The organism is Micromonospora inaquosa (genome assembly GCF_003857055.1).
GTDB classification, from domain to species: domain Bacteria; phylum Actinomycetota; class Actinomycetes; order Mycobacteriales; family Micromonosporaceae; genus Micromonospora; species Micromonospora inaquosa.
Genome location: NZ_QGSZ01000374.1, coordinates 1 through 12153 on the forward strand (window position 1 = coordinate 1; position 12153 = coordinate 12153).

The window sequence follows — 12153 nt, forward strand, 5'->3', positions numbered from 1 at the left end:
CCGCTGAGCTGGAACCTGATCTGACCCCAACCCCACCCCGCCCTCGCGATCTCGCAGTTACCGTCGCGGCTGAAGGCGCGAAAGCGGCGATTCGGCGTCCGGAAGCGCAAGATCGCGGGGCGGGAGGATCGCGGGGGCGAAGCCGACGCTGACCACCAGGTCGGCTACCCGGAGGGTCCGCCAGACCGCCGACCCGTCGGCTGGCGTACCCAGACCGTGGCGCCGCCACCAGGCCGCCACCGGCACGTCGACCAGCTTGCAGCAGCACTCCGCCCGGTGGACCCGGTCGATCTCCACGGGGGCCAGCCCGCCGGCCGGCCGGATCGAACGGACGTTGTCCGCGGTCACCGGGTCGCCGGCCCGGACGTCCTCGACCACGAAGAGCGACCGGCGGAACCGCAGCCCCTCCCGCTCGGCGGGGGTGGGGCCGATCGCGGTCCCGCCCAGCGCCGCGTACGCCCGGCCTGACTCGGCGACCAGAGCCGTGAGCTCCGCCGGGTTCAGGGAAAAGTCCGAGTCGACGCCGCCGTCGGCCCGGTCCAGCGTCACGTGCTTCTCGATGAAGCAGGCGCCAAGCGCCACCGAGGCCACCGCCACCCCGATGCCGGGCGTGTGGTCGGAGAGCCCGACCGGCACGTCGAACGCACCGGCCAGCACCGGCAACCGGCGCAGGTTGCTGTCGGCCGGTGGCGCCGGGTAGGACGCCGTGCAGGCCAGCAGGACGATGCCCGCCGCGCCACCGGACCGGGCGGTGCGCACCGCGGCGTCGATCTCGGCGACCGTCGCCATTCCGGTGGAGATCACCATGGGCTTGCCGGTGCTGGCGACCAGTCGGATCAGCGGCAGGTCGACCAGCTCCGACGAGGCGATCTTGTACGCGGGCGCGTCCAGGGACTCCAGCAGCTGCACGGCTGTCGCGTCGAACGGCGACGAGAAGACGGTCAGGCCACGCTCGCGGGCCCGCTCGAAGATCGGGGCGTGCCACTCGTACGGGGTGTGCGCGCGCTCGTAGAGGCGGTACAGGTTCTCCCCGCCCCACAGCTCGTGCCCACTGGAGATCCGGAACGCCGGGGTGTCGACGTCGATGGTGATCGTGTCCGGTCGGTACGTCTGGAGCTTCAACGCGTGCGCCCCGCTGTCGGCCACCGCGTCGACGATGGCCAGCGCCCGGTTGAGATCACCATTGTGGTTGCCGGACATCTCGGCGACCACGAACGGTCGCTCCCCGGCACCGACCGCGTGCCGTCCGATCTTGATTGTCGCCGTCATTCCGACCTCTGCTCAGGTACGCCCGCACCGGGGTGCGGTGGTGCTGTCGTCGTCCACCCGGCGGGCGGACGACCTGGAAAATCAGGACACCGGGAGTCGCCCCGACGCCCGGTGTGCTGTGCGGTGGGGTCGATCACGGCAGCCAACCAGCGGCCAGCGCGTCACGCCGTTCCGGGGCGAGCCCACCGTCGCGCGTCGGCGTGGCGTCCGCCCGGCGGCTCGGGTCATCGTCGACGGCGGGCGAACCGCTGTCGGTGCCGCCCACCGGGCCGGGCCGGCGCAGCCGACCAGTGACCCGGTGGGCCCGGCGCAGCGCCGAGTACGCCAACCAGTCACCCCGCCCGACGAGGCGGTGCTTGAGCCCGGTCGCGCCCGGGGGCACCGGGTAGCCGCCGGTGGGCAGGTATCGGCGGTAGTGCGCGGCGGCCCGGTGGAAGAAGTCGCGCCGCAGGTGCGGGTGCAGCCGGCCGTCGTTGCCCACCACCACCAGGTAGTGGCTGATCATCAGCTCGAACAGTTCGGCCCGCAACCGCTCGTCCGGGTGCTTGCGGGCGACCCAGTCCATCAGACGCTCGTACTGGGCGAAGGCGTCGAAGTGCCGGCCGCTGCGGGTGGAGGTGATCGCGCCCTGACGGCCCTGGCGGTACAGGTAGCAGACCCGGTCCAGCACGGAGATCTTCTCGGCTCCGATGAGCAGGGGGTGGCTGAACGGGATGTCCTCGTACCAGCCGGGGAAGAAACGCAGCTCCAGCTCGTCCATGAAGTCCCGGCGGACCACCTTGTTCCAGGCGGTGTGCTGCACCCGCAGCAGCCGCGGCTGGTCGGCCAGCCGGGTGACGCCGGTGATCCCGCGCAGCAGCGGGCTGCTCGCGTCGACCTCCCGTCGACCGTCCTCGTGCACCCGCAGATGGTCGAGCATCAGCACGTCGGGTTGGTGCTGGCGCAGCCGGTCCAGCACCGCCGCGATCGTGCCCGGCGGCAACCAGTCGTCACTGTCGACGAACCAGACGTACCGGCCGGTGGCCACGTCGAGCCCGGCGTTGCGGGCCAGCCCCAGACCCACGTTGCTGCTCAGGTGCACGACGCGGACGCCGTCGCGGCCGACCGCGTACGCGCGGAGCATGTCGCCGCAGCCGTCCGGGGAGGCGTCATCGACGGCGATCAGCTCGACCGCGTCCGACTCGCCCGCCGGGATGTCGGCCCGGATGGACTCGAGGCACTGGTACAGGTACGCCTCGACGCCGTAGACGGGCACGACGATGCTCAGCAGCGGTGCGTGCGTCGGCTCATTGACCACGTCCGCCACCTTCGACGACCCGGGTGGCCGGCCCCGGAACCTGACGTTGCCGCCGATGGTGGAATCTCTGAACTCCGGTGCAGCGGAAGGTTAACGCCGGACGGCGGGCGATCGCGCGGCCCGGGGAACGGGGGCTCATGGGGTCGGGTGGGACGCGTCCGGTTCACCCGGGAGTGACCCGGTAGGGTGCCTCGGTGCGGCCCTGCCGGGTCGTCGCGGGCGTCGCCGTCGCGCCGTCCGACGCCGCGCCGAGGAGGATACGACAGTGCTGGTGAGCCTGCCGAGCGTCGGGATCCCGGCATGACAAGCACCGCGGCGTCGGCCGCCCGGCCGGAGTCCGCCCCGCCCCGGCTGCCGTCGTTGACCGGGCTGCGTTGGATCGCCGCCCTGCTGGTCTTCGGCTTTCACGCGGGCACCATGGGGATCATCGCCGAGCCGGACTACAAGGCAGTGGTCGACGCGCTGTTCACCCTGGGCCTGTCCGGGGTGCAGTTCTTCTTCATCCTCAGTGGTTTCGTGCTGGTCTGGTCGGCCCGCGCGGGCGACTCCCGGCGTACCTTCTGGCGGCGGCGGATCGCCAAGATCTACCCGAATCACCTGGTGCTGTGGGCGGCGACGCTGGTGGTCGCCGCGTGGTTCGCCGACCCGGTCCTGCCGGCGGCCGCGCTGGAGAACCTGCTGCTGCTACAGGCGTGGGACGCCCGGCCAGGCTGGTTCTACAGCATCAACACCGTCAGCTGGTCGCTCTCCTGCGAGTTCTTCTTCTACCTCTGTCTGCCGTTCGCGTTGCCGCTGTTGCGCCGGGCCCGCCCGAAGCTGCTCTGGGCGTTGATCGTCGTGCTGCCGCTGCTGATCCTCGCGCTCTGGCCGGCGCAGGAGTTGGTGCCGGAGGTGAGTCGGTGGTGGTTCACCCAGATCTTCCCGCCGGTACGGTCGCTGGAGTTCTGGTTGGGCGCGGTGGCTGCCGAGTTGATGCGCCGTGGGCTCTGGCGCGGTCCCGGTCTCACCGTGGCCAGCGGGATCTTCCTGGTCACCTGGGTGGCGGCCGCGCAGTGGATCCGCGCCGAGCTGTGGACCACGCTGCTCGCGGTCGTGTACCTGCTGGTGATCACTGCCGCCGCGGACGCGGACGTGCGGGGTCGACGCTCGCCGTGGCGGTCCCGGCCGTTGGTCTGGCTCGGTGAGGTCTCGTTCGCCTTCTACCTGGTGCACGTGCTGGTGATGACGAGCGTGCTGCGCTGGAGCGGGGACTGGGGGACCGGCTTCGCGGGCTGGCGTGGCCCGGCCGTGGTGCTCGGCTTCCTGGTGGTGAACCTGATCCTCGCCGGGCTGCTGCACCGCTTCGTCGAGACCCCGATGATGCGCCGGCTCGCGCCGCGCCGTCCGGCCCGTCCGGCGCCGGTCCCCCGGCAACGCGCGGCCGGCACGCAGGCCGCCGGTAACGACGAGGCACGAGACCCGAAGGGCGGGGCCGGCGGGGCTGCCGACGAGATCGACCCGGCCGACAATCGATCAACGTACGTCGACCTGCGCTGACAGCGTCCACCCTGGTCAACGGGGTCGGCGCGGCGCGATTCGACACGCCCGTGGTCGGTGCGCCCGGGGCGGTGCGACGGTAGCGTGGGCACGTGCTCCCGGTCGCGTTCACCTGTCCGCTGTGGTGGGTGGCGCGCTGGGCGACGCGGGTGCTGACCAGCCTCGCCGTCGTCGCGGCCCTGGCGCTCGGCGCAGGTTCGGCCACGGCCGCCGCGTCGACGCCCAGCGCGGTGCCAACGTCGAGCGCGGTGCCAACGTCTAGCGCGGTGCCGGCCTCCGTCGCTGCCGGGTCGCTGGCGGCCTCCTGCCGGCACGTCGGCGCGCAGGGTGCGGCGAGCTCGGTGTCGGCGATCCCGCCGGACGCCGCCGAGGGGGCCGTTGCGGCCTGGTCGGTCGACTCGCCTGTGGCGCTCCCCGGCGACCAGCGCACCATCGCGTCCGGTGTGCTTCCGATTCGCGCGGCCGGGTCTGACCGGCTGCCCGTCGTCGACCCGGCGAACGGTCGGGCCTCCCGGGCCCCACCCCGGCGCTGAGCCACCGGGACGACAGTCCCGTCGTCGCGCCCTGTCGATCCACCCGCTTCCCAACCCGCCGACCGGTGGCCCCCGTGGCCCGCTGGCCGGTGCGGCCCCCGTCGCACTGCTCTCTCCCCGAGGTGCCGACCATGGAGACCGTCGTCTTCTACCAGTTCGTGACCGAGGTGCCACAGGCCGCCGCCATCTGGTCGACGCTGTTCCTGCTGACCCTGGGTCTGCTCACCGTGCTGGCCACCCGCTCCGAACGGGACCAGCCCACTGACGACCCACCCCCGGCCCCGCCCACCGCCCGGGAGGTGGCCGCCGCCGAGGCTGTCGACCTGCGCCGCTACGCCGAGGAGGTGGCCGTCGCCGCAACCGGTGCGGCGACGACCGCCAAACGGCGCCGCGCCGCCTGGCTGACCGCTCAGGAGCAGATGGAGCGGGCCTTCATCGAGTACGACGAGGCGGACAACGCCGCGCGTCGCTTCGCGGGCGCGGGGGCGCTGCCCACCCCGCGTACTCCGCAGACTCCCGCCGAGTACGCGGCCCGGGAGCGCTACCTGCACCGGGCGGCGATGGCGGCGTACTGGAGGGGTGACCTGACCATGGCGCAGCTCGGTGACGTGTTCGGGCACCGGCACGGCTGGGATCCCCGACGACACCCGGTCGAGCAGGAGGTGCTGATCAGCCGGGTGATCCGGGATGCGCGGCTGGCCGACTACCAGGTGGCCGCCGGCCGTGAGCGGGCCGCCTGGCGCGACGCGGAGTTGGCCGCCGAGTCGGCTCGTACCCTGGCCGAGGAGGCGTACGCGGCGGCGGTCCGGCTGCGTCCGGCCCCGGTGCCCGCCCGCCGGACGGTGGCGGGGGCGTTGCGTCCCGCCGTCGTGGCACGGTGGCGCCCGGCCCGGGTGGGTTGAGCCCGATCTGTTATGTGAGGCGGGTCACGCAATTGTGAAATCGGACGTCTGGCGCGATCGGCGCCATTGCTCCCACGATTATGGCTGCGTTCTTCGCCGGCTGTCCGGTTGTCGCCCGCGGGCGCGGTCGTAACCGGTTGTCCCATCGAGTCACATCATCGGCAATACGCGCAGAAATTGCTGCGATAATTGAGGTTTACGCAGGTGAACCTTGCTTGGCAGCGTGCGTGGGCGACCAGTACTGTCGTCCCGTCCGGTGCGGTAACCGATCGCAAGACGCGACGCCGCACCGACCCGCTTAATCGTGATCAACGAACCGGGGACCCATCAGTAAGTCCGGGGTGAATCCGCGAGCCACGGCCCGCGGTAGGGCGATCTTCCCGCCCGAATCCGTCAGCTAACCCGGTAGGCGGTGTCGGAAGGAGTCCCATCCTCGTGCAGCACCTTTCCACCCCTCGGTTGTTCCCTCGCCTCCACGGCGCGGCGGTGCACCCGCTCAATCGTCGCGTGACGGTGAGCTGACCCCCAAGGTCATCGCCTTTCCCGCCCGGCCACGCCGGGCGTTCCCCTGAGCGGTTCACCATCCGCGGACCACGGTCCGCGCGCTGGCGCCTGCCCGGATACCGGTCCGGCCCCGGTGTGCCGCTCTCCCCCCGATCCGTGGAGGACCCCGTGAAGCACACCCTGAAGCGTCAGCTCCGCCGCCTCGCCACCGAGCGCCCGTACCAGATCGTGGCCGCCTCCGCCGCAGCCCTCGCGATCGCCACCACCAGCGGCGCCCTGCTCACCACGGCCGACGACGCCCCGGCCGGCCAGCGCACCGCGACCACGGTCGCCGAGATGCGCAGCGACGTCGCCGCCTCCCGCGGTGAGGTTCGGGACGCGTCTCCCTCGGCCAGCTCCGCGCCGACCACGGCCGCCCCGGCCGCCAGCGCCGCGTCCCCCGCCGCCAAGGCCAAGAGCAACCCGGACCTGACCCGTAAGCCGACGCCGAAGCCGCCCGCGACGAAGGTGCTCGACTACGACTACGAGGCGCAGAACACCTATTACAACTGCGGTCCGGCGGCCACCCGGAACGCGCTCAGCGCCGCCGGCATCGACCGCACCCAGGAGGAGCTCGGCGCCGAGCTGGGCACCACCGAGATGGGCACCAACTCGGCCGAGGACACCACCCGGGTGCTCAACGCCGAGGTGAAGGGCTCCCCGTACCGGACCCGGATGTTCCCTGGGGCGCCCAGCCCGGCGCAGATGGACCGTCTCCAGGCCGACGTCGTGAAGGCCATCACCGACGGCCGGGGCGTGGTGGCCAACGTCGTCGGGGACGCCACCGACACCGACGGCGGCTGGCACTCCTACGGCGGTGGGCACTACATCGCCGTCGTGGGCTACAAGGACAACGGTCGCACCGTGCGGATCGCCGACTCGGCGAACCCGGCCGACCCGTCGTACTGGATCACCACCATCGACCTGGCCAACTGGATCACCAGCCGGGGCTACTCCGCCTGACCCGGGCACGCTGACCGCCGCGGGCGCCGTCCTCCACAAGGGGCCGGCGCCCGCGGCGTCTCTACGCGGCGGCCGGGTGTACGCGGTCATCGACGACTCTCGTACCGGGCCGCGAACCGTGGGAGACTGCGGCCGTGGTGGAGACGTCGGGTGGTCACGCCGGCCGTAGGCCGGTCCTGCTGCTGTTGCACGGCATGGGAGCGACCGGGGACGTGTGGTTGCCCTGGGCGCCCTACCTTGAGCAGCACTGGCCCGGGCGGTGGCTGGCACCGGATCTGGCCGGCCACGGCTGGGCGCCGCCGCTGCCGTCGTACTCCTTCGCGGGCTTCGCCCGGCAGGTCGCGCAGGCCCTCGCCCCCGACGACCGGCTGGTGGTGCTCGGGCACTCGCTCGGTGGGGTGGTCGGCTTGGCGGTGGCCGCCCGCGACGCCGGTACGCCGGTGGACGCGGTGGTCGGTCTGGGCATCAAGGCACAGTGGTCACCCGCGGAGCTGGCCCGCGCCGCCGAGGTCGCCGCGCGCCCGGTGAGTTGGTTCGCCAGCCGCACCGAGGCGGCCCGCCGCTACCTGCGCGTCTCCGGGCTGGCCGGCCTGGTCTCGCCGGACCATCCGGTGGTGGACGCCGGTCTGCGCCAGGTCGACGGCCGGTGGCGTCTCGCCATGGACCCGACCGCCTTCGCCGTCGGCGAGCCCGACCTGGCCGCGCTGCTGGCGGCGACCGACGTGCCGGTGGTGCTGGCCCGTGGGGAGAACGACCCGATGGTCAGCGACGAACAGCTCAAGGAGTACGGCGTACCCGTCGCCACGCTGCCCGGTCTCGGGCACAACGCGCATGTGGAGGACCCGGCGGCGGTGCTGGCGTTGCTCGACCCGTACCGCTGAGGTTCGTCGAGCGCGCGGCTCGGATTGGGCTGACCCTCTTCAGGCAAGCGGGGAGAGCTGCGCCGACCCCTCGGACACGCGGCCCTCGGGCAGCGTCAGCTCCCGGCGGGCAGCGGCCAGGAACGCCTCGGCGTACGACTCGGCCGGGAAGTCACCCAGGTAGCGGCGGCGGGTGGCCCAGCGGGCCTCGGCCAGCGGGTCGGTGTCCAGCAGCGCGGTCAACACATCGTCCACGTTGGACATGTCCCGGCGCAGCACGTAACCCGACCCGGCCAACGGGAAACGCTCCACGAACCGTTCGCCCTCGCCGCCCATGTCGGTGACCGCGTACGGCTTGCCGGAGTAGAGGAAATCGGAGATCACGCCGGACACGTCGGAGACCAGCGCGTCGGAGGCGTTGACACACTCGGTCAGGCTCAGCTCCCGAGCCGCCGCGCCGACCACGTGCTGGCGGCCGGTGTGGGCCCGGTCGGCGACGAGCAACTCGGTCAGGCGGCCCAGTTGGCGGGCCGACGCCGGGTTCTGCCCGGTGTACGGGTGGGCCCGCAGGATCACCGTCGCCCCGCGCTCCAGCAGCCGGTGCAGCAGCCCTTCGGCCACCGGCAGCGAGCAGTAGTCGGCGTCGGCGTGGTGCCCGGTCCACGTCGGGGTGTACAGCACGGTGGGGTTTGCCAACCCTCGCGCCGGCTCCGGGCGTACCTCGATCGACTCGACCTGTGGGCGACCCACCACCACGAACTTGTCCGCCGGGATCTGCACCCCGGCGCGGGCGTACCGGTCGATCGCCGCCTGCCCGGCCACGAAGATCCGGTCGAAGATCCCCGACACCGGGTTGGCGCTCGGCGCCTTGTCGCTGTCGCCGTGGTGCAGTTGGACGTGGCTGAGCTGGGTGAAGCGGACGCAGTGGCTGTTCTTCGCCCCGTGGTTGACGTAGAACGCCGCCCGCAGGCTCGGCACCAACGCCTCGTCCAACGCCCCCAGGGTGGGGCAGTAGACCACCGGCGCGTCGGTGGCCGCCGCGACCGGGGCCAGGAACTCCGGCTCGCGCAGTACGACCAGGAACGGCCGGCCGATCCGTTCCAGGTACGGCAGCCACATGGTGACCTGGTATTCCGACCCGGGAGGCGCGGAGAAGTAGAGCAGGAACTCCGGCTGGTGCCGGCGCAGCGCGGCGGCCACCGGCCCGCCGCCGGCCCTCGGCCGGAACCGCCGCCGGGCCAGGTCCAGTGCGACCGCACCGGCTCCCGCGCCGACCAGCAGACTGGCGGCCAGCGCCCCGCCGGCCGGCAGGTCGAGGGCGGCGGCGAGCGCCAGGGCGGCGAGCAGCCCGAGCAGAGCCGTGCCGAGTTGGTCGGCGATCAGCGGCGTCCAGGCGCGTACCGGCAGGTTGGCCGCCCGGATCTCCAGACTGCCGGCGGTGCGCAGCGGCCCCACCAGCAGCACCAGCCCCAGCAGGACCAGCCCGGTGGCGACCAGCGCGAGGTTGAGCCCGTCGTCCAGCCGCCGGGCGTAACCGACCACGATCGCCGCGGCGATCAACGTGGTTTCCGCTACGAGGTCAGCGCTGGGTCGGACCCGCTGCTCGGCGGCCGTGGCGGCCAGCGCGGCGACGGCCAGTGCCAGCCCCCAACCGGTGGCGCCGGTGAGCGCCAGCACGACAAAGGCCAGCACGGCCAACCCGATGGTCAGGCACCGGGCGGCCAGCTTTCGGACCAGGTCGCCGCGCATGTCGCTCCGTTCGTGGTTCCGCCGCCGCCGGCGTCAGTTCGCGGACGTCGCGCCGGTTGGTGACCCGACCCGACCCGACCCGGGCTGGGCCGGCAGGTTCGGCGTGGGCCCGTCACCGGGTGCCCGGCGTACGTCGATCACCTGACCGGTCAGGTCGGAGATCAGCACGTCCAGCGACGACTGGGCGACGGCCTCCGCGGCGAGCAGGGTGTGCTCCGGCTCCTCGCCGAAGGCCCGCGTCCGCATCGGGGTGGCGGTGCGCTCTGGGTTGATGCAGTTGACGCGGACGCCCACGTCGGCCCACTCGTCGGCGAGCGCCTGGGTGAGGTTGACCAGGGCAGCCTTGGTGGCCGAGTAGAGCGCGTAGCGGGCCCGGCCCCGGGTGTAGGAGCTGGAGGTGTAGAGCAACAGCTGACCCTTGGTCTGCTGGAGGTACGGAAGAGCCTGGCGGGCGATGGTCACCGGGCCGACGAAGTTGACCTGGAGAACCCGGTCCATGGTCTCCTCGTCCATCTCGGCGAGGGCGCCCCTCTCCAGGATGCCGGCGGTGACCACCACGTGGTCGATCCGGCCGGTGGCCTCGAAGGCGGTCGTCAGCGCGGCCTCGACGTCCTCGGCCCGCTCCACGTGGGTGCCCGTGCTGGAACGGCTGAACGGGAAGACCTGGGCGCCGTAGCGCCGGGCCAACTCGGTCAGCTCGTGCCCGATGCCGTAGCTGCCGCCGAACACCACGATGGTGCGGCCGGTCAGCTCCTCGCTGTAGCTGCGGTGGTCGGTCAGCCGAGGCGCCTGCGCCGCGGCGAGCTGGAAGAGCTTGTCCGCCAGGTGCACGTCGACCGGGTGGGTGACCTTGATGTTCTCGTCCGAACCGTCGATCACCTTGATCGGGGTGCCGGGAAGGTAGCGCAGCACCACGCCGCAGTCGTCGGTGGCGGCGAAGTCCGGGTCGTCCTCGGCGATCCGGTACGCCGAACGGATCGTGGGGGAGCGGAACGCCTGCGGGGTCTGGCCCCGGCGCAGCCGGGAGCGCACCGGGATGTCGGTGATGCAGTCGTTCTCGTCGACCTGGATGATCGTGTCCGCGGAGGGGATGGCCACGTCCACGGCGTCGTAGCTCCAGAGCGCGTTGACGCACTCGCGCACGATCCGGCCACTGAGCAGCGGGCGCACCGCGTCGTGGAAGAGGATGTTGCAGTCCTGCGGGCCGACCGCGTCCAGCGCGATCCGGGTGGTGGCGTTGCGGGTGTCACCACCCTCGATCACCTTGGTGACCTTGCGTAGGCCGGCCTTCTCGACGATCTGCTGGGCGTCCTCGACGTGGCCGGTGGCCATCAGCACGATGATCTCGTCGATCTCCGGTGCCGCCTCGAAGACCGCCAGGGTGTGCTCGATGATCGGCTTGCCGGCGATCTTCAGCAGCTGCTTCGGGATGCCGAGGCCCAGCCGGGTCCCGGTGCCTCCGGCCAGAACCACCGCCACTGTCCGCGAGGGCCGCCACGGCGTAGGGGTCTCCGCTTCGGCGTCCGGGCCAGTGGTCTGGTCCTGCGTCATTGCCGGATCCTCACTCTCAGGGATGCGTTAACGGAAGGTTCCGCCCGAGCGGCGACGGAATGAACCTTAACGCGCGGACCGCGCCGCCCCAACGCGGGCGACGCGGTCCGCAAATGCCGTGCCGGTGCCGGACGTTCGCGGAACTCTACTTGCTGTTCGCGTACGCCTCGTACGCCCGGATGACCTCGTCGGTGGGGCCGTCCATCCGGATGACGCCCGATTCCAGCCAGATCGTCCGTTCGCAGGTGTCCCGTACGGAGGAGAGCTGGTGGCTGACCAGGAACACCGTCCCCGCGCCCTCCCGCAGCTCCCGTACCCGCTGCTCGCTGCGCTTGCGGAAGCCCTTGTCGCCGGTGGCGAGGGCCTCGTCGATCAGCAACACGTCGTGCTTCTTGGCGGCGGCGATGGAGAACCGCAGCCGGGCGGCCATGCCGGACGAGTACGTCCGCATCGGCAGGCTGGCGAAGTCACCCCGCTCGTTGATCCCGGAGAAGTCGATGATCCCGGCGGCCTGCTTGGCCACGTCATCGGGGTGCATACCCATGGCCAGGCAGCCGAGGACGACGTTGCGCTCCCCGGAGAGGTCGTTGAGCAGGGCGGCGTTGACGCCCAGCAGCGACGGCTGCCCCTGGGTGTGGATGGCGCCCCGGTTGACCGGCAGCAGGCCGGCGATGGCCCGCAGGATGGTGGACTTGCCGGAGCCGTTGCTGCCGATCAGCCCGATCGCCTCGCCCCGGTACGCGGTGAAGGAGACGCCCTTGACCGCGTGCACCTCCCGCACGTTCGGCGCGTGGGTGCGCTTGACCAGCCGGCGCAGCGCGGCCACCGGCGTGGTGCCACCGGAGGCGCCCTGGTGCACCCGGTAGATGATGTGTGCGTCGTCCACGACCACTGTCGGGATGCGCTCCTGGGTTCGGGTCATCGTCGCGCTCGCCTCAACGGGGGCGCCG

General features: G+C 72.2%; 9 protein-coding genes, 1 pseudogene and 1 riboswitch. Of the genes and pseudogenes, 5 read left to right on the forward strand and 5 right to left on the reverse strand.

Annotated elements, in window-relative coordinates:
- Window positions 1-279 precede the first annotated feature (279 nt).
- Window positions 280-1269: pseudogene (pseI, locus tag DLJ59_RS33845) on the reverse strand (pseudaminic acid synthase); the annotation flags it as partial.
- A 133-nt stretch (window positions 1270-1402) separates the two neighbouring features.
- The gene (locus DLJ59_RS33850) at window positions 1403-2566 is read right to left on the reverse strand and encodes a glycosyltransferase family 2 protein (protein ID WP_124778184.1); all 1164 of its coding nucleotides are present in this window, start codon (window positions 2564-2566) and stop codon (window positions 1403-1405) included.
- 300 nt (window positions 2567-2866) lie between these two features.
- Between DLJ59_RS33850 and DLJ59_RS33855 the strand changes: the two genes are divergently transcribed.
- The 5 genes from DLJ59_RS33855 (at window position 2867) to DLJ59_RS33875 (ending at window position 7924) form a co-directional block, all read left to right on the forward strand.
- Window positions 2867-4102, forward strand: a complete 1236-nt coding sequence (locus tag DLJ59_RS33855) for an acyltransferase family protein (protein WP_124778185.1) — start codon at window positions 2867-2869, stop codon at window positions 4100-4102.
- A 92-nt stretch (window positions 4103-4194) separates the two neighbouring features.
- The gene (locus tag DLJ59_RS33860) at window positions 4195-4635 is read left to right on the forward strand and encodes a hypothetical protein (protein ID WP_124778186.1); all 441 of its coding nucleotides are present in this window, start codon (window positions 4195-4197) and stop codon (window positions 4633-4635) included.
- Window positions 4636-4766: 131 nt separating this feature from the next.
- Complete coding sequence (locus DLJ59_RS33865) at window positions 4767-5537, forward strand: hypothetical protein (protein ID WP_124778187.1); 771 nt, start codon at window positions 4767-4769, stop codon at window positions 5535-5537.
- Window positions 5538-5822: 285 nt separating this feature from the next.
- Window positions 5823-5964: riboswitch (cyclic di-AMP (ydaO/yuaA leader) on the forward strand.
- A 233-nt stretch (window positions 5965-6197) separates the two neighbouring features.
- The gene (locus DLJ59_RS33870; RefSeq protein ID WP_208648929.1) at window positions 6198-7043 is read left to right on the forward strand and encodes a C39 family peptidase; all 846 of its coding nucleotides are present in this window, start codon (window positions 6198-6200) and stop codon (window positions 7041-7043) included.
- A gap of 134 nt (window positions 7044-7177) precedes the next feature.
- Window positions 7178-7924: an alpha/beta hydrolase gene (locus tag DLJ59_RS33875; protein WP_124778189.1), complete on the forward strand. Its 747-nt coding sequence runs from the start codon at window positions 7178-7180 to the stop codon at window positions 7922-7924.
- Window positions 7925-7963: 39 nt separating this feature from the next.
- On the opposite strand, the gene DLJ59_RS33880 is transcribed toward DLJ59_RS33875, so the two are convergent.
- The 3 genes from DLJ59_RS33880 to DLJ59_RS33890 form a co-directional block, all read right to left on the reverse strand.
- On the reverse strand, window positions 7964-9652 hold the full coding sequence (locus DLJ59_RS33880) for a CDP-glycerol glycerophosphotransferase family protein (RefSeq protein WP_124778190.1): 1689 nt from the start codon (window positions 9650-9652) through the stop codon (window positions 7964-7966).
- 33 nt (window positions 9653-9685) lie between these two features.
- The gene (locus tag DLJ59_RS33885) at window positions 9686-11203 is read right to left on the reverse strand and encodes a bifunctional cytidylyltransferase/SDR family oxidoreductase (RefSeq protein ID WP_124778191.1); all 1518 of its coding nucleotides are present in this window, start codon (window positions 11201-11203) and stop codon (window positions 9686-9688) included.
- Between the two features lie 145 nt (window positions 11204-11348).
- Window positions 11349-12125 (reverse strand): ABC transporter ATP-binding protein, encoded by a 777-nt coding sequence (locus DLJ59_RS33890; RefSeq protein ID WP_124778207.1) that lies wholly within the window; start codon window positions 12123-12125, stop codon window positions 11349-11351.
- Window positions 12126-12153 lie beyond the last annotated feature (28 nt).